A 25,939-nucleotide genomic window follows, 5' to 3' on the forward strand; every position below is an offset into this window, starting at 1 on the left:
CCGGGTGCGCGCAGTGGTGTTCTCCGAGTTCGGGGCGATGCCCGAGGTGCGGGACGTCCCCGAACCCGGGCCCGCGCCGGACGGCGTCGTGGTCGCCGTCGAGGCCACCGGGATATGCCGCAGCGACTGGCACGCCTGGCGCGGGCACGACCCCGATGTGGCGCTCCCGCACGTCCCCGGCCACGAATTGGCGGGCCGGATCGTCGAGGCCGGGCCGCTGGTGCGCAGATGGCGCCCCGGCCGGCGGGTGACGGTGCCGTTCGTCTGTGCGTGTGGCGCTTGCCCGCAGTGCGCGAGCGGGAACCAGCAGATCTGCGACGACCAGTTCCAGCCCGGGTTCACCGGCTGGGGTTCCTTCGCCGAACTCGTCACGCTCGACCACGCCGACGCGCTGCGCCGTTCATTACCAATCCGACGGCGGCCACGGCGGAAACGGGTGTCTACGAGCAGATCGGCTGCGGACCGTGTCCGCCTACTTTCGGTCGGATTGGTAATCGTCGTGCCGTTGCCGGACGGGTTCGAGCCGGTGACAGCCGCCGCGCCCGGCTGCCGCTTCGGCACCGCGTACCGCGCGGTCCTCCGTCAGGGTGAACTCCGCACCGGTGAGTGGGTGGCCGTGCACGGTTGCGGCGGTGCCGGGATGTCCGCGGTGCTGCTCGCCGTCGCCGCCGGTGCCAGAGTGATCGCCGTGGATCTTTCACCGGAGGTGCAGGCGCTGGCGAAACGCCTCGGCGCCGAGGTGACCGTGAGCGGCGATGGCCCGGCCGCCGAGATCCGCGAACTGACCGGCGGCGGCGCGCACTTGTCTCTCGACTGCGTCGGCCTGCCGCAAACCTGCGCGAATTCCGTGGCTAGCCTGCGCAAGCACGGGCGGCACGTGCAGGTCGGGTTGATGCCGCCGGAACAGGGCGTGCCGCCGATCCCGATGCACCGGGTGATCGCCGACGAGCTGCGCATCTTCGGCAGCCACGGGCTGCGGGCGCACGAGTACCCGGGCATGCTGGACTTCGTGACGAGAACGGGGCTGGACCTCGGCGGGCTGGTGGGCAACCGGATCGGCCTGGACAGGGTGCCGGCGGCACTGTCCGAAATGGACCAACCGGTGCCGGCGCGGGCCGGGGTCACGGTCGTGGAACTCTCGTGACCCCGCCGGGCAGTTACCAGGAGCTGACAGAGCTGCTGCGCGGTCGGCTGCCGAAAATGGCCTCGGGCCAGCTGCGTATCGCGCACCTGGTGCTGGCCGACCCCGAAGGAACGGCGTACCGGGGTATTTCCGAAGCGGCGCGGATCGCCGAAGTGCACGAGTCCTCGATCAGCCGCTTCGCGAGTTCTCTTGGCCTGCAAGGATATCCGGCCATCATGGAGCTGTGCCGGGTGTGGCTGGCCGAGCAGGCGCAGCGCGCCCGCCGCACCGAGGACACCGGGCACGAGTCGCCGGGCGGGGTGCTTTCCGCGGCGCTGGAACAGGAACAGGAAAACCTGGCGCGCACGTTCGGCCGGCTCGATCGGACGGCGTGGCTGCAGGCCGTTTCCCTGCTCGCGGAGGCGAAGCGGGTGCATGTCCTCGGGTTGCGGGAAAGCGCCCCGGTGGCGGAGTTGCTCGCCCGGCGCCTTCGGGCCCGGCGGATCGGTGACGAGCTGATCGACGAACTGCGCGGGCTCGCGGACGGCGACGTGCTTGTGGCTGTCTCCGTACGCCGATATGCGGCCGACACCGTGCGCGCCGCGGAGCACGCCCGCGAGCGTGGGGTGCCGGTGGTGGCGTTGACGGACAACGCCGCCTCCCCGCTCGTCGAGAGCGCGGAGGCGGCGTTGTTCGCGGAAACCGTTGGTGTGGGCGGGTTTCACTCCCTCACCGCGATCGCCGCGCTGGCGCAGGCCCTGGGCCAGGAAGTCGTCCTCCGCCGTGGCGAGCACGACGACGAGGACGACCTCCCCAAGACCTTCGACTTCTATTACTGAATCACCACCGGTGGTCGATCACCGTTCCGTTCGGGTACCACTGGACGTAGCCGTACTGGAAATCGTTGCGGCGGCCGCCGTCGAAGCTGAACTCGCCCGAACGCGGATAGCCGAGATACGACCGTTCCCAGCCCAGCGCCGACCACCGCGCCCGGATCGCGCCGTACACCTCGTGCGCGCCGGTGGCGGGCGAGAAGTAGATCGACGCGGCCTTGCTGAAGTGGTTGTACTTGCCGATTCCGTCCGGCGCCGTCAGCTCGTCCGTGATCGGGTAGCCCATCGGGCCGGTCTCCCAGCCCGTCGCCTGCCACGTCGACCGGATCGCGCCCCACACGGCGTGCGCCGCGTTCGCCGGGGTCCAGTAGATCGAGCCCGCCTTGCTGAAGTGGTTGTACCGCCCGATGCCGTCCGGGGTGGTCAGCTCGTCGGTCGCGGGATAGCCGAGCGGGCCCCGTTCCCGGCCCTGGTCGGTCCATTTCTGCCAGATCGCGCCCTGGATCGCGTGCGCACCGGTGGCCGGCGAGAAGTACACCGACGCCGTCATCGTGCCCGGGGTCCCGATGAAGTGGTTGTACTTGCCGACCCCGTCGGGCGCGGTCGTCTCATCGGTCGTCGGCGTACTGAACTTCGTGTGCCCGCCCAGCGCCAGGTACTTGGCCAGGATCTGGCCCTGCAACTCGTGCACCCCGGTCTGCTGCGACCAGTACAGGCGCCCGTTCGCGTACACGCGATACCGCACGCCACCGTCGACGACCTCCGGCGCGGTGGGTGGGCCGAGTAGCGTCCGCAGCGCGGGTTCGTTGTTGTAGCGGGTGTCGATCGCGGTCGTGTAGAGCGCGGTCAGCGTCAGGTCCGACGAGCCCATCACGAGGCTGCGGCTCCGGGCGACCGGGCCGTCGGCCCAGGCGGAGAAGGTGGACCCGCCGTCGCTGGCGGTCGCCGAGACGACCACATCGAGCGTCACGCCCTCGGTCACCAGCGCGGTGTTCACGCCGCTTTCGGACGGAATCTGCAGTGACGCGGGCAGATTCGATTGCAGCGTAAGGCGATGCTGCCGCGGCCAGGCCGTGTACGTCTTGGTGGTGGCGACGCCCTGGCTGTCCGTCGCCGTCGCGGTGATCAGCATCCGGGAGTCCGGGTGTTCGGTGAACGGCACGCCGAACGTGGTCCCGGTGGCGCCGACCCCGGGATGGGAATGGCAGGTCGCCTCCTCCGGGCAGTGCAGCACCGTGCTGGTCCAGGTGACGTTCAGCGGGCCGTCTTCGGCGTCGGTCGCCGTGGCGCCCAGCTGGACCTGTTCGTTGACCGCGAAGTTCGCCGCGGCCGGCGGAGTCAGGGTCAGCTCCGGGGAGTGGTTCGACGGGGCCACCACGAGCTGCGCCGTGCCTGTCGCGCCCAATGGGTCGCGCACGGTGAGCGTGGCGGTGAACCGGTCGGTGCCCGCGGCGTAGGTGTGGGTCGCGGTGAGGCCGGAACCTGTTGCGCCGTCACCGAAATTCCAGCTGTAGGTGATCGGGTCGCCGTCGTAGTCCAGCGAACCGGTGGCGTCGAAGGTGACCGTGCGCGTGTCCGGGTCGGTGGTGCTGGTGGCCTTCGCGACGGGAGCGTTGTTGTTCTGCGAGTAGCTCAGCCGCCGGACGTTGCCGGTCTGGATGTCGGCGAAGGAGATGTCGCCGTTGGGCGCGGCGGCGAACTTGACCGGGCCGCCGATATCCGTTGCCCACGCCGGACTTTGCGGCGCCTGGGTCAGCTTGCCGGTGCTGTCGTAGCGGGCGGTCCAGATCTTGTTGGTGACGTAGTCGCCGAAGAAGTATTGACCCTTGTACTCGGCCGGGTAGCTGGCGCCGGTGTAGACGATGCCGCCGGTGACGCTGTTGCCCTGATCGGTTCCGTTGCCGTGGTGGTACTCCCACAGCGGCGGCTGGTTCGCGACGCCCGCGCATTCGGGCAGGTCGATGTAGCCGGGGGTCTGGTGGTTGCCCTCCCAGCATGGCCAGGCGTAGTTGCGGCCGGGCTGCACGACGTCGAGCTCTTCCCAGGTGTTCCAGCCGACGTCACCGACGACGGGCAGGCCGCTGCTCGGGTCGAGGGAAAGCCGGAACGGGCTGCGGAAGCCCTTCGCGAACACCTTGCTGCGGTTGGCCGTCGGGTTCGCCGCGTCGTAGAACGGGTTGCCCGGTACGCCGGAGCCGTCCGCCTTGATGTGCAGGATCTTGCCCTGCGGGACAGTCAGGTCCTGGGTGCGCAGCGCGAGCCGGTCCAGCTGGACGAAGTCGGCGTCGTCGCCGATGGACACCCAGATGGTGCCGTCGTCGGCCGCGACGATGCCCGTCATGCCGTGCACCCCGGAGTTGCCGGTGAACTGCAGCAACGTGGTCTCTTCGCTCAGCGCGCCCGGTTCGGGCGAGCCGGTGACCGTCCAGCGCGCGAGCCGGAAGATGAAGCCACCGCCGCTGGGAATCGCGCGGGCGAGGTAGATGTGGTGCGTGGTGGCGTAGTCGGGGGCGACGGCCAGGCCGACCAGGCCGAGGTCACCGGTCGTCTGGACGGTCAGATTGGCCAGCGTGCGGGTGGTGCCGGTGGGCGAGACCCAGGTGACCTTGCCGCTCTTGCCGGTGCTGATCAGACCGGCATCTCCTGGCAGGTAAGCGAAATCGGTGAGATCCCAGGTCGCCTGTCCGGTCGGCTGGTCACGCAGCACGAAACCGGCGGGCAGGGTGGCGGCGGCTGTCGCGGGCTGCGGAACGGCGACGAGGCCGACCGCCGGCAACAGGGCCGCGACGATCGTGGCCAAGAGACGTCTTGAGTACCGTGTGGGCACTTGTCCCCCTTTCAGGTGTACATGTCGTACTCGTCCGAAAGGGTGGATTTGTTGCTGTGGGTTACCTTTTTGTGATCTTGGATTTTCCGATCCGGCGGGCGGCCGGATGTGTTCGATAGCTAGTTCGAAAACCTACCAGCATAAGATGAAGAGTCGGCATGACGGCGGTGTGCTCGTATCGCCCGGAGTGGAGGTCGTCGAATCCGCCGAACTGTTTCCGGGGTTGCTGCTGTTCGTGGTCGGCGCGGTGGAGTCGCCTTCCGATGGCTCGCCGGTGACCGTGATGGTCTGGGTTTGGGTGTGGTGGGACGAGCTGCGCGACGTCGTACTGGAGTCGGTGCTCCGGTCTGGCGGCGCCTCGTTGGTGACCACGACGCTCGATTCGGTCCCGGTGACCTCGGACGGGGTCTCCCACGGGATGCCGCCGCCGGCGAGCCCACCGGTCGGCAGGTGCGGAACGTTGAGCAGTGCCGGGGAATCCGCCTGCGGGTCGCGCGATCCGAAGTGGACCAGCACGGCCGCCAGCCCGCAGCCGACGATCACGGCGAGCATCACCGCGAGCATCGGCAACCTTCGCTTCTTGGCCGGCCCGGCCTGGCGCCAGCCCTCTCGTTCCAGCAGCTCGGCCACCGACACTTCGTCGTTCACCGGAGATACCTTTCGAAACGAAGGGATACAGCGCGCGGGATCTTTCTAGCGCAACCTGGCCCTTCGCCAATAGGCGGGGGGCGAAAAAGTCCGGGAAATCACGGAAAGTGGTGGGAATCGGCGCCGGCAACGCGTTTTCGGCACAATGCGCGACGGTACGGGTACTGCGGGCTGTGGGCGGCTGCAGGTGTGGTTCAGAGTTGCTTACTCAACAGTAGCTTTTCCACGCCCTCAACCGCCTGGGTGAACGGCGCCTCGGAGCCGGCCGCGCGGGCGAGCACGTAGCCGCCCTGCACCACGGCGGAGATCGTGGTGGCCGTCGTGGCGGGATCGAGATCGGCCGGGAATTCGCCGTGTGTCACGCCTTCCGCGAGCACCGCGGTCAGTCGTGCGTGCAGCCAGTCCAGCGTCTCGGTGACCGGTTGGCGGAGTTCCGCGCTGGCGAGGATGTCCGGATCCTGCGCCAGTCCGCCGATCCGGCAGCCGCGCAGGATCGCCCGTTCACGGTGCAGGTAGGCGGAAATCTTTTCGTGCGCCGTGCCAGGGCGGGAAAGCGCGCTCTCGGCTTCGGCGCGCAGTTCCTCGGCATTGCGCCGGATCGCGGCGAGCGCCAGCTCGGACTTGCCGGCGAAGTGGTGGTACATGCTGCCCTGGCCCGCCTGCGCGTGCTGCTGGATGGCCTTTGGGCTGGTGCCGACGTAACCGCGCTCCCACAGCAGCTCTTGGGTGCTGCGGATCAGACGTTCCGCTGTGTCCACGACCCGATTGTACCTACTGGTTGGTACGGGATTCGAGCAGTTCCGGAGCATGCGTGCGGACCGCGGCGAGCACTTCGCCGATTCCCGGGTTGACCATCGCGGCCGGGCCGACGAACACGGTGGGCACCGTCTCGTTGCCGCCCGCGACCGAACGGACACGGGCCGCCGCTTCGGCCTCTTCCCAGATGTTCACCTCGCGCAGCGGCAGGCCGGTCTCGACCAGTTCGGCGCGCAGCATCATGCAGAAGGGGCAGCCCGGACGCCAGTAGAACTCGACAGCCGGTTCGTGGGCTTGCGTCATGCTTTCAGGTTACCTACGCACCGGGCACCGTTGCGGCTTCGTGATTTTCTTGAGTAACACGATAGGGGGAAATTACGAAGGTCATTCCGTGGGTGACGCGACTGTATGCGTCGCGTTGACACTATGGAGGCACCGTTGTTCGGCCGGTCTCGTTACGCTGCCCGAATTTTGCTACTGGGGGTAATTGCTTCTCTCGTCGCCTGGCTGGCCGCTCCGGCCGCCGCCGACGACACCACGGCGGGTAACAACTCACTGCGCACCGGCTGGGACGACAACGAGCCGGGGCTGGTGCCCTCGCAGGTGAGCGCCACCGACTTCGGCCAGCTCTTCTCCTCCTCGGTCGACGGTCAGGTCTACGCCCAGCCCGTGGTGGCCAGTGGCGTGGTCGTCGTCGCGACCGAGAACAACCAGGTCTACGGGCTCGACGCGGTGACCGGCGCGCAGAAATGGCACACGAACTTCGGCCCGGCGTGGCCGGTGTCGACCGTCAACTGCGGTGACCTCGTGCCCAACATCGGCGTCACCTCCACCCCCGTCTACGACCCGGCGACCGGGACCGTCTACCTGACCTCGAAGGTCAACGACGGCCCCGACGTCCAGCACCCGCATTGGTACCTGCATGCGCTGGACGCCAAGACCGGCGCCGAGCGGACCGGGTTCCCCACGACCATCAAGGGCTCGCCGACGAACAACCCGAACGTCCCGTTCAACCCGATGACCGCGATGCAGCGGCCGGGCCTGCTGCTGATGAACGGCGTGGTCTACGCCGGGTTCGCGAGCCACTGCGACTACACCCCGTACGTCGGCTACATCGTCGGCGTCAACGCGACCAGTGGCGCCCAGACCACCATGTGGTCCACCGAGGCCGGGGTCTCCGACGAGGGTGGCATCTGGCAGGGCGGCTCGGGGCTCGTCTCCGACGGCGACGGCCGGATCATCGTCGCCACCGGCAACGGCATCGCCCCGGCGCCCGGTGCGGGAGAAGACCCGCCGGCGACGCTCGGTGAGTCCGTCGTCCGGCTGGCCGTGAACCCCGACGGTTCCCTTACCGCGCAAAGCTTTTTCAGCCCGCACGACAACACCAAGCTCAACCAGGACGACGCCGACCTCGGCTCCGGTGGCCCGATGGCGCTGCCCGCGAGCTTCGGCACCAGCGCGCATCCGCACCTCGTCGTCCAGGTCGGCAAGGACGGCCGGATCTACCTGCTCGACGCCGATCACCTCGGCGGTTCCGGGCAGGGCGCGAACGGCGGCGACGCCGTGCTCGGCACCACCGGACCGTTCCAGGGGGTCTGGGGCAGGCCCGGCTTCTGGGGCGGCGACGGTGGTTACGTCTACGTCGTCGGCAACAGCGGCCCGTTGCGGGCGTTGAAGTACTCCGCGGCCGGGCCGTCGCTGACGTCCGTCGGCACCACGAGCGACAACTTCGGTTACACCTCGGGCTCGCCGGTGATCACCTCCACCGGCAGCACCTCGGGTTCCGCGCTGGTCTGGGTGGTCTACAGCACCGGCCCGACCGGCGCGAACGCGCAACTGCGGGCATACGACCCGGTGCCGGTCAACGGTGTGCTGAAGTTGCGCTACTCCGCGCCGATCGGGACGGCGGTCAAGTTCTCGGTGCCCGCCACCGACAACGGCCGCGTGTACGTCGGCACCCGTGACGGCAAGGTGTTCGGCTTCGGCAGGCCGACCACGGCGGTGCTGGCGACGAAACCGTTCGACTTCGGTTCGGCCGCGGTCGGCAGTACGGCGAACGCGACGGTGACCGTGACCGCGAACCAGAACCTGACGGTCAACGGGGTTGCCGCGGACGCACCGTTCTCCGCTTCGCTGAGCGCGCCGGTGACCTTGACCAAGGGGCAGACGCTGTCCGTTCCGGTCAGCTACCGGCCCACGACCTGGGGCGCGTCGACGGGGAGCCTGACCTTCAGCACGAGTGCCGGTAGTACGGCGCTCGACCTGCACGGCCAGGGCACCCAGCCCGGACTCGGCGCGACACCGTCTACTTTGGACTTCGGGCAGGTGCGCACCGGCGCGGCCAAGGAGCTCGGCGTCAACATCCTCAACACCGGCACCACATCGGAGACGATCACCGGGGTGAGCACGCCCGGCGGTCCGTTCAGCGCGGACAACCTGCCCGCCACCGGCACGGTGGTCGCGGCCGGTGCTTCGGTCACCATCCCGGTGACCTACACGCCGACCTCGGGCACGGAGGCAGGCACGCCCGACTCCTCGCAGCTGGTGGTGGACTCCGACCAGGGTTCGGTGACGGTCCCGGTGACCGGCGTCGCGCTGGCGGGCAAGGCCGAACTCACGCTGGAACCGGAGCTGCTGGACTTCGGGATCGTGCCGGTCGGGCAGTCGGTGACCAAGACGTTCACCGTGTCCAACACCGGAACCGTGCCGCTGACCATCACCAAGGCGAAGGCGCCGGCCGGGGTGTTCCACACGGACAACCCGCTCGCCGAGGGACAGGTGCTCTCACCGGGCGACGAATGGCAGCAGACGATCACCTACACGCCCGCCGACGCGTACCCGGCGACCTCGTCGTACCAGATCACCGGCGACGACGGCGACGCGGCGAAAACGGTGACGCTCAACGGGAACATGGACCCGATCACCGACTACTACAACAAGCTCGGCGGTGCCAGGGGTTCGTACCTGAGCGACCCGGTTTCGGCGCAGTACGCCACCGCGAACGGCGGCAAGGCGCAGGACTTCCGCGGTGGCACCATCTACTGGTCCGCCGCGACCGGTCCGCACGCGGTGCGCGGTGACATCCTGGCGCACTACAAGGCGATGGGCGGACCGTCCAGCGCCCTGGGCTACCCGATCACCGACGAGCAGACCACGCCGGACGGAATCGGCCGGTACAACCACTTCTCGCGTGCCGATGGCGCTTCGATCTACTGGACGCCGAACACCGGCGCGCAGGCGATCCAGGGCGCGATCCGCGCGAAGTGGGCGTCGATGGGCTGGGAGCTGGGCCCGCAGGGCTACCCGATCACGGACGAGTTGACCACTCCGGACGGAGTCGGCCGGTACAACCACTTCTCGCGCTCGGACGGCGCTTCGATCTACTGGACGCCGAACACCGGCGCGCATGCGATCCAGGGCCAGATCCGGGCCCGGTGGGCCGCGCTCAACTGGGAGCAGGGCCCGCTCGGCTACCCGGCGACGGATGAGCTGACCACGCCGGACGGGGTGGGGCGGTACAACCACTTCAGCAAGGCCGCTTCGATCTACTGGACCCCGTCCACCGGACCGGCCGCGATCTACGGCCTGATCCGGGAACGCTGGGCGGCACTGGGCTGGGAACGCAGCGCGCTGGGCTACCCGACGTCGGACGAGTACGGCATCAACGGCGGACGCCGCAACGACTTCGTGCACGGGTGGATCACGTTCTGGTTCGCCAACGGGGCGGTGGACGTCACCTACCGGTAGTGAGCGGGGCGCGGAGCCGTTTCCGGACAAGCGGGCGGGAGAACGTCGATCCGGGCAACCGAATCGGTGATCTCGGCTAGGCTGCGCCAGTGGGTCGGTTGGTGCTCGGTGCGGTGATCGTCGGAGCCGTGGCGTTCGCGGTGTCGTTTCCTCGCAGACTGTCCGCCGTGCCCGCGCGCGGCAGGGGGAATCCGGCCAACTGGTTGCTGGTCGTCGTGGCGCTGATCTACCTGAACCAGGTGCTGTTCACGGTGTACGTGGACCGGGTGCACCACGGGGACGCCGGTTTCATCAGCCGCTACGTGCCGCCGGGATGGTTCGCTATGGCCGACCTCGGTCCGGTATCCGGCTGGTTTCCCGATCCGGGCCTGTTGTCGGTCTGCCTGTTCCGGGTCTCGTCGTTTCTTGAACTCCCGTTCGGCGTGTTCGCCTATCTGACGGTGTGCCGCTGGTTGGACACCAATGTGTACCGACGGGCGCTCCGCCTGGTTTGGCCCGCGTCGATCGCCTACACGATCACGTTCTGTTTCATCGAAGGGGAGTTGCGCAATCCGTGGACCACCGGGCAGGATCTGGCGATCCGGATCGTGTCGGGAATCGTCGTCCCGTTGCTGGTGTCACGATTCGCCGGTGAGACCGGCCGACAGTCGCGCTCACTGCCGGATTTGTTGCTGTTTCTGGTATCCGTCGGCGCGCTGGGCTACCTCGTGCTGGCCGTCTACGACACTGCACTGCTGTACAACCTCGGCCATCTGCCCGCCGCCTTGCCAGGCGCGGCGATCGCCGCAGGCGTACTCGTATTCGCACGGATACTCGCCCGCCGGGTCCAGGCCCGCTCCGCCGGCCAGGGAATGACAGCGCTGATCCACTCGCTCGGCTGGTTCCTGGTGGTGTTCTTCGTGCCGGCACTGGCTATCCGGTATGGGCTGATCTTCGGCCTCGCGCCGCTGGCGGCATTGGCCGGCATGGTGATGGTTGTGGTTCCGCTCGTCCTCGGCATCGGCCGCGCACCCAGCCGGGCTTTGCTCGGCGAGTTGGCTCTTGCCATGTGCTGCGGGCTTGTGCTGACCGTGCCTGCGTATTTCCTGACCGGCGGCTACCCTGAGACGCGGGTACTCGCCGCGGCGGGCGCCTTCCTTGCCGGGGTGATCGCCGTGTGCGCCTTTGTGGACCGCCGGGCCGGCGCAGTCGCCGACCACCCCGAGCCTGCCCGCAGCCCTTGACAAGTCGCGTTACCTACCGGTGGTGAGCTGGGCGCGGAGCCCGGCGAGGTCGATGACCGGCCGGATGCCGGCGACCCGGTCTTGGCGGAACCCGAAGAACACGTTGCCCCGCAAGGAAACCCGGCGTCCGGTTGGTGCCGCGCCGAGGAAGTCGCCGGTTTGGGTGCCGTGCATGGTCCACCGCGGCCTGCTCGCCCTGTGCCTGAACAGGATGTCCTTGGCGCGGGCGCGGCGGGTGCAGCCCGAGGAGGAGCTGCCGGAGCCCGTGCTCACCGCGGAAGACCCGGCCGAGACGGTGGCATTGCGCGAGACCGTTTCGTTTGCCCTGCGCGGCAAGTACCGGCCTACGGGTGATGGGCTTGTTGACACTCGCGGTCGGTGCCGTGGTGGTGCTTTCCACGAGCCCCGGCAAAGCAGCCGCCACGACCACACCCCGCCATCGAACCGATCCTGAGCGACCTCAGCGGTCGTCTTGCCGTGTCAGTCGCAACGCAACCGTTGCGGCGCAAGGGAAAAGGCGCAAGTTCAGGGATTGAAGGATTCTCCTCGCCGGAGGGGCTGGCTCCAGGATGATCAGGGGCCCGTAGCTCGGCTCACCTCGGGCATGTTGCTGAGAGGGGGAGCGGCCCGCCGGCGCGGACCGCTCCCTTGGGCCGCTACGCCTTCGCGCCCCAGGTTTCGCCGGTGATGCGCTCGTAGGCCTCCGCGTAGCGCTGCCGTGTGGCGGCGACGATCTCCGCGGGCACCTCCGGGCCGGGTGGGGTCTTGTCCCAGCCGGTGCTCCCGGCCCATTCCCGCACGAACTGCTTGTCGAAGGCGTGCTGCGGGCGGCCGGGCTCCCATTCGTCGGCGGGCCAGAAGCGTGAGGAGTCCGAGGTCAGCACCTCGTCGCCGAGGGTCAGCACACCCGCCTCGTCCCAGCCGAACTCGAGTTTGGTGTCCGCGACGATGATGCCCCGGCTCGCGGCGTGTTCGGCCCCGCGGTGGTAGATGTCGAGGGTCAGTTCGCGCAGCCGCTCCGCAGTCTCGCGGCCTTCCTGGCGCACCACGTCGTCGAAGGTGATGAACTCGTCGTGCCCCACGTCGGCCTTCGTGGTGGGGGTGAAGATGGGCTCGGGCAGTTTGCTGCCCTCCACCAGGCCCGGGGGCAGCGGCACGCCGGAGACGGTGCCCTGCTTTTGGTACTCCCTCAGGCCCATCCCGACCAGGTAACCGCGCGCGATGCACTCGACCTGCACCATTTTCAGCGGTTTGCAGCGCACCGCTCGCCCGGCGAACTCGGCAGGCACGTCGGTGAAGGACAGCACGTGGTTGGGCACCACGTCGGCCAGTTTCCGGAACCACCAGGCCGACAGCTGGGTCAGCAGCGCGCCCTTGTCCGGGATCGGTGTGGGCAAGACCACGTCGTAGACCGAGATCCGGTCCGAGGCCACGAGCAGGATGTCGGTTCCGTCGCGGTACAGGTCACGGACCTTGCCGGTGTAGATGTGCTCCATCGTCCCATCGTAAACAACCACCTCGGAACATCTTGACCTCTAGTTAACTAGAGGTTCCATCCTGGTCGGACAAATGATTAGGAGGACGAACGATGAGGGCGATACAGGCAACCGAGTTCGGCGGCCCGGAGGTGCTGGCCGAAGTCGAGCTTCCGGCCCCGGCTGCCGGGCCGGGGCAGGTGGTGGTCGCGGTCGAGGTGGCGGCGATCGACTTCGTGCAGACGCAGCTGCGTCGAGGGTTCACGCCCGGCCCGCCGCTGCCGGAACTGCCCTACGTGCCGGGGGCGACGGTCTCAGGCGAGGCGCGTTCGGTCGGTGAGGGGGTCGATGAACAGTGGGTCGGGCGTCGCGTGGTCACGCGCACGGTGAACGCGCTCGGCGCCTATGCCGAACTGGCTGTGTCCGATGTGGACAGTCTGGTCGTCGTGCCGGACGGGCTCGGGCTCGCCGAAGCCGCGGCGCTGCACGACGACGGGAGTACGGCGATCGGCCTGATGAACCGCGCCGCGGTGCGGCCGGGGGAATGGGTGCTGGTCGAGGCGGCGGGCGGGGGGCGTGGGCAGCTTGCTGGTGCAGCTCGCCGTCGCGGCCGGGGCGCAGGTGATCGGCGCGGCGAGGGGGAGCCGGAAGCTGGAACTGGTCCGTGAGCTGGGTGCGAAGGGCGCGGTGGACTACAGCGAACCGGACTGGACCGAGCAGGTGCGAGCGCTCACCGGGAAGGGGCCGGACGTGGTGTTCGACGGGGTCGGCGGGCAGATCGGGCGGGCCGCGCTGGAGATCACGGGGCCGGGCGGGCGGTTTTCGGCGCACGGCGCGACGAGTGGCGCACCGACCGTGACCGAACCGGCCGGCGACGTGACCGTGATCGGCATCGAGCAGCTGTTCGACTTCGCCGCGACGGCGCGACCCAGGGTGGAACAGGCGCTGGCCGAGGCCGTGGCCGGGCGGCTGCGCCCGGTGATCGGCCAGACCTTCCCGCTCGCGCGCGCGGCCGACGCGCACGCGGCGATCGAAGCGCGCGCGGTGACCGGGAAGACGCTCCTGCTGACATGAACAGAATCCCCTGGCCCATCTGGCGGATCTCGCTGGTGATCGTGTTCGGCGCATTTGTCAGCATGCTCGACACGTCGCTGGTCAACGTCGGTCTCGGCACGATCGGCGCGGACCTGCGCGCGTCGCTCGACGACGTGCAGTGGGTCTCCAGCGCCTATCTGATCGCGCTGGCGGTTTCGCTGCCGTTGTGCGGCTGGCTCGGCCGGAAGGTCGGGGTCGGACGCCTCTGGCTGGCGGCTTTCGCGGCGTTCACCGTGGCCTCCGGGCTGTGCGCGCTCGCCGGGTCGGTCGGCTGGCTGGTCGTATTGCGCGTACTGCAAGGGGCGGCGGCCGGGTTGCTGGTGCCCGCCGGGCAGACGATCCTCGGCCAGGCCGTCGGCCCGCCACGGCTGGGCCGGGTGATGAGCATCCTCGGCATCGCGGTGAGCAGCGGGCCGGCGATCGGCCCCTCGATCGGCGGGCTGCTGCTGGACTCGCTGTCGTGGCAGTGGCTGTTCCTGATCAACCTGCCGGTCGGGGTGACCGGGATCGCGCTCGGGCTGCGGTACGTCCCGCGCGGCGAGCCGGCCGACGTGCCGCGGCTGGACTGGGCAGGGTTCGCGCTGATCGGCATTGGGCTGCCGATGTTCGTCTACGCCGTCACCAGGTGGGGCGAGCTCGCGACGCTCGCCGACGTCTCGGTGTGGCTGCCGTTGGTGCTGGGTGTCGCCGGGCTGCTCGCCTTCGGCCTGCGGCGGCGCGAACACCCACTGCTGGATCTGCGGCTGTTCCGGGATCCGGTGTATGCGGCGGCCAGCACGTCGTCAGCATTCATCGGTGCGGCGATGTTCGGCGCGATGCTGCTGTTCCCGTTGTACTTCCAGATCCTGCGCGGCGCGGACGTCATCACCACCGGGCTTTCGCTCGTTTCGCTCGGCGTCGGGACGATGCTCGTGCTGCCGGTTTCCGGTTGGCTGACCGACAAATACGGTGGCGGGATCGTTGCGTTGTGCGGAAATGTGCTGAGCGTCGCGACGACCTTGCCGTTCGCGTTTCTCGGTGCGGGCACGAGTGCGTTGACCTTGCAGATTCTGCTCTTTCTGCGTGGTCTGGCGCTCGCGCTTTCCGCGGTGCCGGCGGGCACGACAGCGTTCGCCGCTGTGCTGCGCGAGCAGCTGCCGGACGCCACGACGCAGGTCAACATCCTGCAGCGGGTGGGCGGCGCGGTCGGCGGGGCATTGTTCGCGGTGGTGCTGGCGCAGGCCCTGCCGTCCGGGGCCGAACACGCGTTCCAGCTCGCCTTCTGGTGGGTGACCGGGGCTTCGGTCGTCGCGGTGGGCTGGACGGCTTGGCTGTTCCTCGCCCAGCGTGCCGCTCGAGTCGATCGTCCTCTTGCGACAGTGGCGCGCTGAATACGGACACGGTGGAATTCGCCCCCGGCACAAGGTGGCGCCGGGGCGCTCCGCTGCCCGGAAAGGTCTTCCGCGACCGTGGAATCCGGATATTCTCAACCGCAATGTCCCTGTCCGAAGATCAGTTTCGCGGGTGGCTCGGGTTTCTCGGCGCCCACACCCTCGTGGAACGCACCATGGAGCGGTACCTGCACGAGTCCGCCGGTGTTTCCCACGCCGAATACGAGATCCTGGCCAGACTGGGGCGCGTCGCCGACGGGCGGATGCGGATGGGTGCGCTGGCGTCGGCGCTGTTCTCGCCGGGCAGCAGGCTGAACTACCGAGTCACAAGGCTCGCCGGGCTCGGCCTCGTCCGCCGCGAACAGCACCCGACGGACCGCCGCGGGCTGTATGCCGTGCTCACCGACGAAGGCCGCGCATTCCTCGACCGCATTTCGCCCGGTTATCTGGAAAAGGTGCGCTACACCGTGCTTGGCGTCCTCACCGAGGCCGAATTCGCCCAACTCTGCGCACTCAGCGACAAACTCCTCCGCGGCCTGGGCGAAGCCTGAAAACTCAGATCACGGCGACCGCGGCGGCGACGAAAACCACCTGCAGCCCGACGCGTGGCCACACACCCATCACGGGTTTGCCGTTCAAGGTGAGGTTGCGCCGCGCGGCCGAGATGTTGGCCGGCAGCATGACGAGCATCAACAGCGTGAGGCAGCTGGCCGCCGCGCTCGTGGTCGCCGGCACGAGCAGCCCGACAGCGCCCGCGAGTTCGAGCACGCCAGTCAAGGCGACCAGGACGCCCGGCGCGGGGACGCGGGGCGGCACCATCTCGATGAGGTCGGTCTTGCGTTGCCCGAGGAAATGCGCCGACGCGGTGAGCAGGAACATCAAGGCGAGTGCGACCCGGAGCGCGGGCTGCCAGCCGTCGAGTGGGGTGACCCCGACGAGGCCGAGCAGCCGCAGGATGACGAACCCGGGAACCAGCACGAACAGCGGCGCCATGCCGCCTCCCTTCAATTGTCCACAATGGAGTCAAGCTGCGTCGTCGGGGATCCAGGAGCCGTGGAAGCCCGCCGGCACGCGACGCGGTAGTTCGACCGTCGCGACCGGCCCTGCCGCGACATCACTCGCATCGAGCACGAGCAGCCGGGCCGCGTCGGCGGTTTCGTGGGTGATCACCGAGAGCAGCCACCCGTCGTCTTCGGCGGTCGCGTCCTGCCCCGGCACGAAGACCGCTTCGCCGACCACCCAGTGCGGGTCCAGGGCGTGGACCTGGCGTGACCCGTGCGCGGTGTCGTACTTGATGACGGACGGCCCGGTGTCCTTGCGGACGAGGAACGGCGCCCCGACGGTGTAGAGGTAGCGGTTGCCCCGGCCGACGTGTTCGTCGTTGAGGGTGGGGAATTCCACGGCGGCGTCGTCCAGCGCGTGCTCGCTGACAGTGCGGCGGCCGGGGTCGACGACCCAGCGGTAGAGGACTCCGCCGGTGTCCGAGGACGCGAGGCTTTCCACCGGGGTCGTGACTCCGCCCAGCACCTGCCACAGTTCGTCGAAGTCGCCGTGGTCGTACCGCACAGCGTCGAGCACGATGTGGCCCCGGTCGTCTTCGTGCGCGTTTCCGACGTGAAAGGCGTAGCCAGGCGCGATGTCGATCCATCGCACATCGGCGTCGCCGCCGTCGCGGGGCATGACCCCCAGGCGCGCGGGATAGCCGTCGCTCCAGCGGTACGGGATTCCGTTTTTGCCGAGCAGCCCGGCGTCGAATACCACTGGAAGGTCGAGCCAGACGACGTAGTGCTCGGTGACCGCGAAGTCGTGCATCATCGTCGGCCCCGGCACCGTGATTTCGGTGCTGCGGACGAGCTTGCCGCCGGAAAGCACATGGTAGGTAAGGAAAGGCGGCCGTGCCGAGTAACCGAAGAAGTGCAGGTCGCCGGTGACTGGGTCTTCCTTGGGGTGCGCTGTCATCGCGGTGGTCAGCTTCCCGGCGAAGTCGACCGGGCCGAGCGTGTCCAGCTCCGAGCTGATCTCGTAGGGGAGCCCGTTCTCGACCAGCGCGTAGATGTGGCCGCCGTGCTCGATCACGTGGGTGTTCGCGACCACGTCGGCGAGCGAGCCGGTCCGCTTGCCCTCGAACAGTGGCGTGCGCACCCAGCGATTGCGATACCACTCGGCCCGCCCGCCGGCGAGACGCACGCCGTGGATCATGCCCTGACCGGCGAAGTTGTGGCCAGGATCGGTGCCGGGCAACGGATTGGGCCCGTTGCGGAAGTACCGGCCGGTCAGCTCGGCGGGCAGTGTGCCGGTGACCGCGAGCCCGATCGCGTCGATCTCGTCAGGCACGGGCGCCATGAAGCCGGAGAGGTAGGTCTTGGAGCGCAAGGTGTCCATGGAGCAAAAAATAACGGTGTTACGAAACGCTGTCAAGGAGGGGTGGATGCGAGCAGGACACGGAGTAGCGGCCGGTAGCCAGGCGCCAAGCGGCCACCGGCTACCCCAAGCGCCGCCCGGCAACGCGACAGCGAACCCGCCGCCCACACCCAGCCACCGAACCGATCCTTAGCGCCCTCAGCGGTCGACGTGCCGTGTCAAGGCATCTTTCCCTTGACACGGTGCGGCGCCCGTTGAACGATGCGCGGATTGGGGCGGGGGTGGGGTGCGCAGAGCGCGCTCTGCGCGCGGCCGTTGCCATCCCAAAGCCGCGCAACCTTTACAGTGCAACCGTTACAGCGCAACAAACTACGTAAAACGCACCGCAGCCCGAAGCGCCGCAGGCGACAGCCGCGACAACACCAAAGCCGCCTTCGCCTCCGCCGTGACCGGGACCGTCGCCTTCCCCTCGGCAACCGCGCGGACGATCTCCGCGGCCACCTTCTCCGGGCCGAAATTCCGCCGCTGGTAAGCCTTCGTGGCGCTCGCCTGCTTGCGGGCCTGCTCGGCCGCGGACACTCCGGAGAACGTGGTCGTGCGGGTGATGTTGGTGTTGACCAGCCCGGGACAGATCGTGGACACCCCGATGCCGCGGCCGGAAACCTCCGCGCGCAGGCAGTCCGAAAGCATGAGCACCGCGGCCTTGCTCGTGGCGTAGGCGGCCAGCGACTTCGCGGGCAAGTACGCGGCGGCGGAGGCGACGTTCACGATGTGCCCGCCCTCGCCGCGTTCGGCCAGCAGTTTGCCGAAGACCTGGCAGCCGTGGATCACGCCCCAGAGGTTCACGTCGAGCACCCGCTGCCATTCATCGTTCGTCGTCGACAGGAACGAGCCGGCGTGCCCGACGCCCGCGTTGTTGACCACGATGTCCGGCACCCCGTGCTCGGTCACCACGTCGTCGGCGAACTTGCGCATCGCGGCCTCGTCGGAGACGTCGACCTGGTACGCGTGGCCGCCGGTCTCGCGCGCCGCGGCCTCGTCGAGGTCGCACACCACCACCTCGGCCCCTTGCGCGGCGAAGGCACGGGCCGTCGCGCGGCCGATGCCGCTGCCCGCCCCGGTCACGACGATGAGCTTCTTGCCCGTCACCTGGCGCGGCGCGGGTTTCCCGGCGCTGACGTGGTCGATCAGTTCGGTCACCATCCGCGCGACCGAACCACCGTTCCGCAGCAGCGCCGACCAGTGCCCGGCGTGGAACTTGCGGCGCCACAGGTTCGGCACCCAGCGCTCCAGTCCCTCGAACAGCCCTGGGGTCACGTAGTGATCGTCGGCGAGCATCAGCACCTGCACCGGAACCTGGGTGCTGCGCTTGCGCGGCTTGCTCAGCCGCTCCCGAAAATTGGCGCGGTACAAGGAAACCCCGCGTGCGGCGTCGCCGGCGAGAGTGTCTGCCGGGTGGTCGTCCCGCGGCGGCACGCCCTCGACCTTGCTCAGCAGCGCCGGCCAGCGTTTCGCGATCGCGAGGCGCCACAACAGTTGTGGCAGCACGGGGACGTGGAACGCCAGGATGTACCAGGAGTGCAGTTGCTGGGTGAGTATCTGCCTGAGCGCGCGCGGGGTCGGGCGGCGCCAGCGGTCGCGCATCCAGTACGCCACGTGGTCGAGGCAGGGCCCGGACATCGAGGTGTACGAGGCGATCCGGTTTTCCGCACCCGGCTCGGTCACGGCCTCCCATGCCTGGATGGAACCCCAGTCGTGCGCGACCAGGTGCACCGGCTTGTCCGGACTCACCGCGTCCGCGACGGCGAAGAGGTCTTCGCGCAGGTGCTCCAGCCGGTACGCCGACGTTTCCCTTGGTGCGCTGGACTTTCCGGCCCCTCGCACGTCGTAGCGCACGACGTGGAACCGCTCGGCCAGCACGGCGGCGACATCGTCCCAGACCGTGTGCGTGTCGGGGTAGCCGTGCACCAGCAGCACGGTCGGCGCGTCGGCCGGGCCCTCTTCGTACACGGCCAGCCGGACGTCACCCGATTGCACAGTCCTCATCCAAAGCCTCCTAGCTAGAGGTCGAGCCTAATCCGGCCGCACCCGCGGGACACGCAGATCAACATCGAATCCTCGGTGTGGCCGAACGTCGCGCCGCCGCGGTGTTCGACCTCGCCGCCGAGCACCCGCACCCGGCAGGTCCCGCAGAACCCCTGCCGGCACGAGTACGAGACCCCGGGCAGCCGGGCTTGGATCACCGACAGCGCGGAGGCGTCGGCCGGCACCGGCAGTACGTCGCCACTGCGCGAGAGCTCGACCTCGAACGGCCTGCCGTCGACCACCGGCGGTGGGGCGAACCGCTCGAAATGCAGTGGGCCCTGGTGCGTCCGGCGGATCCCGTCGAGCATCGGCGCCGGGCCGCACAGGTACACCGAACCGTCGAAGCCGCCGAGCAGATCCGTCACGTCGGGCACGCCGTCCACGTCGTCGGTCCGGATCCGGACACGAGCCGGGTCCAGGCGGGCGATCTCGTCCAGGAACGGCAGCGACTCCCTGGACCGTCCACAGTAGATCAGTCGCCAGTTGCCGGTGGCCGCGCGCACCATGGGCAGAATCGGGGTGATCCCGATACCGCCCGCGATGAATAGCGAGCGATTTGCTGGTGCATAAGGGAAAGCGTTACGCGGACCGCGGACGATCACCTCGTCGCCTTCGGCCAGGCTGTGCACTTCCGCCGAACCGGCGCCGATGCGGCGGACCGCGATCCGGTAGGAAAACCGATCCGCCGGATCGCCACACAGCGAGTACTGCCTGCGCAGGCCCGAAGACAGGTGCAGGTCGAGATGCGCGCCCGGCCGCCAGGCAGGCAGCGGCGAACCGTTCGTGAGCCGCAGACTTACCACGTCTTCGGCCTCGCGGCGCACCTTCGCGACGCGCAGGCGAAGGTCGCGGTTGACCGGTTTCGCCCGCACATCGCCTGACCTGCGGATGATCCAGCGGTGGTAGCGCTCGGCCAGCCGGGCCAGCCCGCGCAGCGCCGGATCGGACGGGGTGATCATCCAGCCGCCCGTGCGGCCGGCGACGAGGCCAGGTATGTCACGGCCTGATCGGTCGAGCCGTACTGCGATGGGTGGTATGAGGGCCGGAAGTAGGTGAAGAACGCCTTGCCCACGCTCAGCGGGCTGGGCATCAAACCCTTGCGGGACCGGCGAAACCAGTCACGCCACCGGGGTTTGACCTGCTCGCCCGTCTCGGGGTCGATCGCGAGCAGGAACCGCAGCCCGCGCACCCACCAGAAGAACAGCGCGGGGTAGGCGATCAGATGCGTGCGCACCCGTCGTGCGTAACCGCCGTCGAGATGCGTGAACAGGTCGAACGCGACGCTGCGGTGCTCGACCTCCTCGGCGCCATGCCAGCGGAACAGGTCGAGCATTGTCGGGTGAATGCCGTAGTCGTCGAGCGCGCGGGCGTTGAGCAGCCAGTCCCCGAGGAACGAGGTCACGTGCTCGATCGCCGCGACGATCGCGACCCGCTCGAGCAGCCAGCGCCGGGACGCCGTGCCGGTCAGCGCGCGGTCGCCGAGCAGGCCCTCGAAGAACCAGGACAGCTGGCGGGTGAACGGGCCGGTGTCGAAGCCATCGCGGCCGAAGTGGTCGAGCACGCTCTGGTGCGAGGTCGAGTGCATCGCCTCCTGCCCGATGAACCCGGTGACCGCCTCGTGCAGCCGGTCGTCCCGGATCAGCGGCAGCGCCTGGCGGAACACCTTGACGAACCAGATCTCGCCCTCGGGCAGCAGCATGTTCATGACGTTGGCCCAGTGGGTCAGGAACGGGTCGCCGCCGAACCAGTGCGGCGGCAGCCCGTCCCAGTCCCAGTGCACGTCGCGTGCCTTGAGCACGAGGTCCTCGTCGACGCTCATAGGTCCTCATCGGTCCGGAAGTATCTGCTACCTGAAGGTAACTGTGACCCGAAGTAACAGTCAACCCTCAGGGCACGAGAACCAGCCGTCCGCGCAGCCCGCCCTCCTGTAACCGCTGGTGCGCCTTGGCGGCTTCGGCGAGCGGAAGCGTGTCGGCAACCCGCAGGCTGAGCCGGCCCAGCTCGGCGAGCCTCTGCACGCCGCCGAGTTCGACGCCGTTCGCGCGGATCTTCACCCCGATCACCCGGATACCCCGGTAGCTGGTCGGCCCCTCGCCGATCACGGCCGCGAACGCGCCGCCGCCCCGCACCGCGTCCATCGCCGGTACACCGAGCACCGCCGCGTCGACCACGCCGTCGACGCCGCCTGGCACGAAAGCACGCACCGAAGCGGCGAGATTTTCGTTACGCGGCACGAAGAACTCTGCCCCGAACCCGCGCACCAGTTCCTCGTCGGCCGCGCCCGCCGACGCGATCACCCGCAGCCCGCGCAGAGCGGCCAGCTCGACCGCGTAGCCGCCCAGTCCGCCCGCGGCGCCGGTGACCAGGAGCGTTCCACCGGTCGGGAGCGCCAAGGCGTCCAAAGCCTGCGCGGCGGTGAGGGCGTTGAGCGGCAGGGTCGATGCGCGAACCGGGTCGATCGTCGCCTTCGTGATCGCACTGACGTCCAGCACGACCTGTTCGGCATGTGTCCCGAGCGGTTCGGCGAGCCGGTCCCGCAGCCCGATCACGGTGTCGCCGGTGGCTAACCCGGCCACCCCGGCGCCGACGCCGTCGATCGTGCCTGCGGCGTCCCAGCCGATTCCGACCTGCGAAAGGCCGCCGTGCAGCCCGTCGAACTCGCCGGCCCGGGTCGCCAGGTCCACGGGGTTCACGGCGGCGGCCGCGACCCGGATCCGCACCTGACCGGGCCCGGGTTCCGGCGACGGCAAGTCCACGATCCGCAGCGCGTCCGGGCCACCGAACCTTTCGACCACGACAGCAAGCATTTCGTCCTCCTCGATCGATGTTTCACGATGCGTACAATCGCTACGAACCGATGGAGAGCAACTCTCCATCCCGCCGTGAGGCACGCACTTTCAAGTGCGTTGACCACCGGGAGGTGCGATGCCCACTCTCACCGCCGCGCAACGGAAACGGCAGGAGCGCGAGGCCTACGACGCGTTCCTCGCCGACTGCCCGGCGCGCAAGGTGCTGGACCGGATCGCCGACAAATGGGTCACGCTCGTGCTCGAAGCGCTCGACGGCGGCCCGAAGCGGTACAGCGACCTGTCGCGGAAGATCGCCGGGGTGAGCCAGAAAATGCTCACCCAGACCTTGCGTTCGCTGGAGCGCGACGGGCTCGTCACCCGCCAGGTGACAGCATCGGTGCCGGTCAGGGTCGACTACGAGCTGACGCCGCTGGGCGTGGGACTGCGCGATGTCATGCGCCGGCTCAAGGCCTGGTCCGAGACGCATATCGCGGAGATCGAAGCCGCGCGGGCAGCTTATGATGACAAGGTCTCGTGACCTGTCACGGAGGTTGCTAACCTGATCAACGTTGAACGTTGGCGGACAAGGGGGCCATGGAGTGAACTGGACACAGCACTCCGCGTCGGCCCCCGAGGGCGTGGATCTCGATCATCCCAACGCGGCTCGTGTTTACGACTATTTTCTGGGCGGCACGGCGAACTGGGCCATCGACCGGGTACTCGGGGACAAGCTGGCCGAAATGGTCCCGATCATCCGCGCCGGCGCGAGAGTGAACCGCGAGTTCCTCGGCCGCGCGGTGCGCGACTGTCTCCGCAACGGGATCACCCAGTTCCTCGACCTCGGTTCCGGGGTGCCCACCGTCGGCAACGTGCACGAGGTCGCCGACGAGATGGACCCGGACAGCCGCTGTGTCTACGTCGACTGCGAAGCGGTCGCCGTCGCGCACGCCCGTGTTCTGCTGGAGCAGCACGGGGATGAGGAGCGGCATGCCGTGCTGCACGCCGACCTGCGCGACGTGCGCCAGGTGTGGAAGGCCGCGATGAAGATCGGCGTGCTCGACCCTGCCAAGCCGATCGGCCTGCTCATGGTGTCCGTGCTGCATTTTCTCGACCCGCAGGAGCAGGTCGCGGAGGTGGTGCGGAAGTACCGTGACCTGCTGCCTTCGGGGTCCCGGCTGATCCTTTCGCACTGCACGTTCGACTCCGTGCCGCAGGAGGATCTGGCCCAGTTCCAGGCGGCGGTGGACCTGTACCACCAGTCGGGCAATCCGGCGTATCCGCAGGACAGGGAGATCATCCAGGGGTACTTCGGGGATTTCGACCTGGTGGAGCCGGGGCTGGTGTGGCTGCCGGAATGGCATCTCGACGAGGGCCCGTCCAAGCAGACTTCGCTGATGGCGGCGAACCCGTCCAGCTGCTGTTTCCTCGGCGGGATCGGCGTCAAGCCCTGAGCCAGTCCGCCATCGCGACGTTGAACTCGGCGGGGCGTTCGAGGTTGGGCAGGTGTGCGGCGCCGTCGATCACCACCAGCTTCGAATCGGGAATCGTCGCGTGCAGCAGTTCGGCGTCGGACACCGGGGTGTACTCGTCCTCGCTGCCCACCACGATCAGCGTCGGCACGCGCACGGTAGCAAGGGTTTCGCGGTAGTCCGGCCGTTCGGCGCGCCCGCGCAGCGCCGCCGCCGCGCCCTCCGGGACGGTCGCGCGCATCATGCCGAGCACGTGTTCGTCCACCTCCGGGGCGCCAGGTGCGACCATTTTGCGGAGCACCTCCTCGGCGTAGGGCGCCAGTCCTTCTCGGAGCAATCTTTCGGCCATCTCGGTGCGCTGGCGACGGCCTTCGGCTGTCTCCGCGACCGGTGAGGTGTCGGCCAGCAGCAAGCCGCGGATCCGTTCCGGGAAGAGTCGGTGGAACTCCATGACGATCTGCCCGCCCATGGACAGCCCGGCGAGGTGGCATTGCGGCACGGCCAGCTTGTCCAACAGCGCGGCGAGATCGCGGGCAAACGTTTCCAGCAGCGTTTTCCCGGGGACGACGGTGGTTTCGCCGTAGCCGCGGAGGTCGGCTGCGATGACCCGGTGGGTGGCGCCGAACCGTTCGATCTGAGGCTGCCACATGGTCCGGTCGAAGGGGTGCCCGTGCACGAGCACCAGCGGCTCGCCGCTGCCCTGGTCGGCGTAGCCGACGGTGATTTCGCCAAGCGGGACTCTGCTCATGTCCACAAGCTATGCTGAGGGCAATCGAAGTGCAATAGAAACAATGCTCTCGGTGCAATTGGAGAAGGCGATGGAGGACTACCGCGCGATCGCGGACGCGCTGGCCGACGAGGTCCGAAGTGGACAGTTGCGGGCCGGTGACCGGCTGCCGCCGCAACGCCGGTTCGCCAAGCAGCACGGCATCGCCAACTCCACGGCGGCTCGCGTTTACGGCGAACTGATCCGCCGCGGCCTCGCGGTCGGCGAGACCGGTCGCGGCACGTTCGTCCGGGCCGCTGCGCCGCGACCCGAGCCGGCGCCGGCCGAGCCCGGCCACGGGATCGATCTGGAGCTGAATTTCCCAGTCCTGCCGGAGAAAACGCAGCTCGTCGCGGACACGCTCGCCCCGCTGCTCCGGCCCGACGCGCTGACGTCCGTGCTGCGTCCGGCCACGGACCAGGCCCTCACGCGTGAGGTCGCGTCGAAACACCTCGCGCGCGGCGGGTGGAGCCCGGACCCGAGGGATCTGGTGTTCACCGGGAACGGCCGGCAGGCGATCGCCGCGGCCATCGCCGCGCTCGTGCCTGCCGGGGAACGGCTGGGTGTGGAAGAGCTGACTTATCCCGTGGTGAAAGGGATCGCGGCACGGCTGGGGGTGACGCTGGTGCCGCTGGAGATGGATGCCGACGGGGTGCTCCCGGCCGCGATAACGGCCGCCGCCCGGCTGCGCGCGGTGTATCTGCAGCCGTCGTTGCACAATCCGCTGGGCGTGACGATGTCCGCGCGCCGGCGGGTGGAGATCGTGGAAGCCGTTGCACTGCAAGGAATCTATCTCATCGACGACGGGATCAACGGCTTCCTCGCGGACGACCTCGCGCCGCTGGCGTCCGAGCTGACACTCGTCCTGGACAGTCTCTCCAAGCGGCTGGGGCCGGGGCTGACGCTCGGCTTCGTGGCGACACCGCCCGCGTTGACAGCGCAGCTCGCTACCGCCGCGCGGTCCGGTGGCTGGGCGCCCGCGCACTTCGCGGTCGAAGCAGCGACGCGGCTGATGGCCAGTGGTGTGCTCAGCGAGATCGAGGCCGCGAAACGGGCGGATGCCAAGGCACGCCAGCAAATCGTGCGCGAGCGTCTGGCGGTGCGCGCCGATCCGCGGGCGTACCACTGCTGGTGGGAGTTGCCTGAGCCCTGGCGGGCGGAGACCTTCGTCGCGGCCGCCGCCCGGCGCGGCATCGCCGTCACGCCCGCCGCCGCGTTCGCCGTCGGCTCGGGCCGGGCGCCCAACGCCGTGCGGCTGGCTCTCGCCTCGCCGCCGGTGGAGACGTTGGCGCGGGCGCTGGACGTGCTCGCCGAACTCGCCCTTTCGTCCCCGGAGGATGCCGGCGTGGAGTGATTTCGGCGCGCGCACCCG

Annotated in this window: 24 protein-coding genes; 11 read left to right on the forward strand and 13 right to left on the reverse strand. The window is 69.0% G+C overall.

Annotated features, from left to right (window positions below):
• Positions 1–4 precede the first annotated feature (4 nt).
• On the forward strand, positions 5–1,144 hold the full coding sequence (locus VHD82_RS20870) for a zinc-binding dehydrogenase (protein WP_325706272.1): 1,140 nt from the start codon (positions 5–7) through the stop codon (positions 1,142–1,144).
• Positions 1,141–1,962, forward strand: coding sequence for a MurR/RpiR family transcriptional regulator (locus VHD82_RS20875; RefSeq protein WP_325706275.1), 822 nt, complete (start codon positions 1,141–1,143; stop codon positions 1,960–1,962). The genes VHD82_RS20870 and VHD82_RS20875 overlap by 4 nt, the downstream gene beginning before the upstream one ends.
• 1 nt (position 1,963) lies before the next feature.
• On the opposite strand, the gene VHD82_RS20880 is transcribed toward VHD82_RS20875, so the two are convergent.
• The 4 genes from VHD82_RS20880 to VHD82_RS20895 form a co-directional block, all read right to left on the reverse strand.
• Positions 1,964–4,783: a PQQ-dependent sugar dehydrogenase gene (locus VHD82_RS20880; protein ID WP_325706278.1), complete on the reverse strand. Its 2,820-nt coding sequence runs from the start codon at positions 4,781–4,783 to the stop codon at positions 1,964–1,966.
• Positions 4,784–4,915: 132 nt separating this feature from the next.
• Positions 4,916–5,431 (reverse strand): hypothetical protein, encoded by a 516-nt coding sequence (locus tag VHD82_RS20885; RefSeq protein ID WP_325706281.1) that lies wholly within the window; start codon positions 5,429–5,431, stop codon positions 4,916–4,918.
• A 194-nt stretch (positions 5,432–5,625) separates the two neighbouring features.
• Positions 5,626–6,189, reverse strand: a complete 564-nt coding sequence (locus VHD82_RS20890) for a TetR/AcrR family transcriptional regulator (protein ID WP_325706284.1) — start codon at positions 6,187–6,189, stop codon at positions 5,626–5,628.
• A gap of 13 nt (positions 6,190–6,202) precedes the next feature.
• On the reverse strand, positions 6,203–6,490 hold the full coding sequence (locus VHD82_RS20895; RefSeq protein WP_325706288.1) for a glutaredoxin domain-containing protein: 288 nt from the start codon (positions 6,488–6,490) through the stop codon (positions 6,203–6,205).
• Between the two features lie 168 nt (positions 6,491–6,658).
• On the opposite strand from VHD82_RS20895, the gene VHD82_RS20900 reads away from it, so the two are divergent.
• Entirely contained in the window at positions 6,659–9,934 is a 3,276-nt protein-coding gene (locus VHD82_RS20900) for a choice-of-anchor D domain-containing protein (RefSeq protein ID WP_325706291.1), read from the forward strand.
• Between the two features lie 89 nt (positions 9,935–10,023).
• Positions 10,024–11,157 (forward strand): hypothetical protein, encoded by a 1,134-nt coding sequence (locus VHD82_RS20905; RefSeq protein WP_325706294.1) that lies wholly within the window; start codon positions 10,024–10,026, stop codon positions 11,155–11,157.
• A gap of 9 nt (positions 11,158–11,166) precedes the next feature.
• Here VHD82_RS20905 and VHD82_RS20910 read toward each other — a convergent pair whose 3' ends face one another.
• Both VHD82_RS20910 and VHD82_RS20915 read right to left on the reverse strand, forming a co-directional pair.
• Positions 11,167–11,430 carry an ester cyclase gene (locus VHD82_RS20910; protein WP_325706297.1) on the reverse strand — a complete coding sequence of 88 codons (264 nt, stop codon included), beginning with the start codon at positions 11,428–11,430 and terminating at the stop codon, positions 11,167–11,169.
• A gap of 383 nt (positions 11,431–11,813) precedes the next feature.
• Positions 11,814–12,653 (reverse strand): phosphoribosylaminoimidazolesuccinocarboxamide synthase, encoded by an 840-nt coding sequence (locus tag VHD82_RS20915; RefSeq protein ID WP_325706300.1) that lies wholly within the window; start codon positions 12,651–12,653, stop codon positions 11,814–11,816.
• Positions 12,654–12,745: 92 nt separating this feature from the next.
• Here VHD82_RS20915 and VHD82_RS20920 point away from each other — a divergent pair, with 92 nt between their 5' ends.
• From VHD82_RS20920 to VHD82_RS20935, 4 genes are all read left to right on the forward strand, one after another.
• Positions 12,746–13,300 (forward strand): alcohol dehydrogenase catalytic domain-containing protein, encoded by a 555-nt coding sequence (locus VHD82_RS20920; protein WP_325706303.1) that lies wholly within the window; start codon positions 12,746–12,748, stop codon positions 13,298–13,300.
• Positions 13,224–13,706, forward strand: coding sequence for a zinc-binding dehydrogenase (locus tag VHD82_RS20925; RefSeq protein WP_325706306.1), 483 nt, complete (start codon positions 13,224–13,226; stop codon positions 13,704–13,706). Before VHD82_RS20920 ends, VHD82_RS20925 begins: the two co-directional genes overlap by 77 nt.
• Complete coding sequence (locus VHD82_RS20930; protein ID WP_325706309.1) at positions 13,703–15,097, forward strand: MDR family MFS transporter; 1,395 nt, start codon at positions 13,703–13,705, stop codon at positions 15,095–15,097. The genes VHD82_RS20925 and VHD82_RS20930 overlap by 4 nt, the downstream gene beginning before the upstream one ends.
• Positions 15,098–15,201: 104 nt before the next feature.
• Positions 15,202–15,648 (forward strand): MarR family winged helix-turn-helix transcriptional regulator, encoded by a 447-nt coding sequence (locus VHD82_RS20935; RefSeq protein WP_325706312.1) that lies wholly within the window; start codon positions 15,202–15,204, stop codon positions 15,646–15,648.
• 4 nt (positions 15,649–15,652) lie between these two features.
• Here the strand turns inward: VHD82_RS20935 and VHD82_RS20940 are convergent, their stop codons facing one another.
• From VHD82_RS20940 to VHD82_RS20965, 6 genes are all read right to left on the reverse strand, one after another.
• On the reverse strand, positions 15,653–16,090 hold the full coding sequence (locus VHD82_RS20940; protein WP_325706315.1) for a DoxX family protein: 438 nt from the start codon (positions 16,088–16,090) through the stop codon (positions 15,653–15,655).
• A 30-nt stretch (positions 16,091–16,120) separates the two neighbouring features.
• Positions 16,121–17,479, reverse strand: a complete 1,359-nt coding sequence (locus VHD82_RS20945) for a carotenoid oxygenase family protein (protein ID WP_325706317.1) — start codon at positions 17,477–17,479, stop codon at positions 16,121–16,123.
• A gap of 348 nt (positions 17,480–17,827) precedes the next feature.
• Positions 17,828–19,504 (reverse strand): SDR family oxidoreductase, encoded by a 1,677-nt coding sequence (locus tag VHD82_RS20950; RefSeq protein ID WP_325706320.1) that lies wholly within the window; start codon positions 19,502–19,504, stop codon positions 17,828–17,830.
• A 14-nt stretch (positions 19,505–19,518) separates the two neighbouring features.
• Positions 19,519–20,502 (reverse strand): PDR/VanB family oxidoreductase, encoded by a 984-nt coding sequence (locus VHD82_RS20955; RefSeq protein ID WP_325706322.1) that lies wholly within the window; start codon positions 20,500–20,502, stop codon positions 19,519–19,521.
• Positions 20,499–21,362 (reverse strand): metal-dependent hydrolase, encoded by an 864-nt coding sequence (locus VHD82_RS20960; protein ID WP_325706325.1) that lies wholly within the window; start codon positions 21,360–21,362, stop codon positions 20,499–20,501. Before VHD82_RS20960 ends, VHD82_RS20955 begins: the two co-directional genes overlap by 4 nt.
• Positions 21,363–21,429: 67 nt before the next feature.
• Positions 21,430–22,350, reverse strand: coding sequence for an NADP-dependent oxidoreductase (locus VHD82_RS20965; RefSeq protein ID WP_325706328.1), 921 nt, complete (start codon positions 22,348–22,350; stop codon positions 21,430–21,432).
• A gap of 118 nt (positions 22,351–22,468) precedes the next feature.
• On the opposite strand from VHD82_RS20965, the gene VHD82_RS20970 reads away from it, so the two are divergent.
• Together VHD82_RS20970 and VHD82_RS20975 are read left to right on the forward strand one after the other, a co-directional pair.
• Positions 22,469–22,870: a helix-turn-helix domain-containing protein gene (locus VHD82_RS20970; protein WP_325706331.1), complete on the forward strand. Its 402-nt coding sequence runs from the start codon at positions 22,469–22,471 to the stop codon at positions 22,868–22,870.
• Between the two features lie 61 nt (positions 22,871–22,931).
• Positions 22,932–23,783 (forward strand): SAM-dependent methyltransferase, encoded by an 852-nt coding sequence (locus VHD82_RS20975; RefSeq protein ID WP_325706334.1) that lies wholly within the window; start codon positions 22,932–22,934, stop codon positions 23,781–23,783.
• On the opposite strand, the gene VHD82_RS20980 is transcribed toward VHD82_RS20975, so the two are convergent.
• Complete coding sequence (locus tag VHD82_RS20980) at positions 23,773–24,549, reverse strand: alpha/beta fold hydrolase (protein ID WP_325706337.1); 777 nt, start codon at positions 24,547–24,549, stop codon at positions 23,773–23,775. The genes VHD82_RS20975 and VHD82_RS20980 overlap by 11 nt on opposite strands.
• 70 nt (positions 24,550–24,619) lie before the next feature.
• On the opposite strand from VHD82_RS20980, the gene VHD82_RS20985 reads away from it, so the two are divergent.
• The gene (locus VHD82_RS20985; protein ID WP_325706435.1) at positions 24,620–25,921 is read left to right on the forward strand and encodes a PLP-dependent aminotransferase family protein; all 1,302 of its coding nucleotides are present in this window, start codon (positions 24,620–24,622) and stop codon (positions 25,919–25,921) included.
• Positions 25,922–25,939: the final 18 nt, after the last annotated feature.

Source organism: Amycolatopsis sp. (genome assembly GCF_035546795.1).
Taxonomy (GTDB): Bacteria; Actinomycetota; Actinomycetes; order Mycobacteriales; family Pseudonocardiaceae; genus Amycolatopsis_E.

Bases quoted from the DNA above. Each gene is read 5' to 3' on its own strand.
- VHD82_RS20895 (WP_325706288.1), bottom strand. From the start codon at position 6,490: ATGACGCAAGCCCACGAACCGGCTGTCGAGTTCTACTGGCGTCCGGGC.
- VHD82_RS20915 (WP_325706300.1), bottom strand. From the start codon at position 12,653: ATGGAGCACATCTACACCGGCAAGGTCCGTGACCTGTACCGCGACGGA.
- VHD82_RS20920 (WP_325706303.1), top strand. From the start codon at position 12,746: ATGAGGGCGATACAGGCAACCGAGTTCGGCGGCCCGGAGGTGCTGGCC.
- VHD82_RS20930 (WP_325706309.1), top strand. From the start codon at position 13,703: ATGAACAGAATCCCCTGGCCCATCTGGCGGATCTCGCTGGTGATCGTG.
- VHD82_RS20935 (WP_325706312.1), top strand. From the start codon at position 15,202: ATGTCCCTGTCCGAAGATCAGTTTCGCGGGTGGCTCGGGTTTCTCGGC.
- VHD82_RS20940 (WP_325706315.1), bottom strand. From the start codon at position 16,090: ATGGCGCCGCTGTTCGTGCTGGTTCCCGGGTTCGTCATCCTGCGGCTG.
- VHD82_RS20945 (WP_325706317.1), bottom strand. From the start codon at position 17,479: ATGGACACCTTGCGCTCCAAGACCTACCTCTCCGGCTTCATGGCGCCC.
- VHD82_RS20950 (WP_325706320.1), bottom strand. From the start codon at position 19,504: ATGAGGACTGTGCAATCGGGTGACGTCCGGCTGGCCGTGTACGAAGAG.
- VHD82_RS20955 (WP_325706322.1), bottom strand. From the start codon at position 20,502: ATGATCACCCCGTCCGATCCGGCGCTGCGCGGGCTGGCCCGGCTGGCC.
- VHD82_RS20960 (WP_325706325.1), bottom strand. From the start codon at position 21,362: ATGAGCGTCGACGAGGACCTCGTGCTCAAGGCACGCGACGTGCACTGG.
- VHD82_RS20965 (WP_325706328.1), bottom strand. From the start codon at position 22,350: ATGCTTGCTGTCGTGGTCGAAAGGTTCGGTGGCCCGGACGCGCTGCGG.
- VHD82_RS20970 (WP_325706331.1), top strand. From the start codon at position 22,469: ATGCCCACTCTCACCGCCGCGCAACGGAAACGGCAGGAGCGCGAGGCC.
- VHD82_RS20980 (WP_325706337.1), bottom strand. From the start codon at position 24,549: ATGAGCAGAGTCCCGCTTGGCGAAATCACCGTCGGCTACGCCGACCAG.
- VHD82_RS20985 (WP_325706435.1), top strand. From the start codon at position 24,620: ATGGAGGACTACCGCGCGATCGCGGACGCGCTGGCCGACGAGGTCCGA.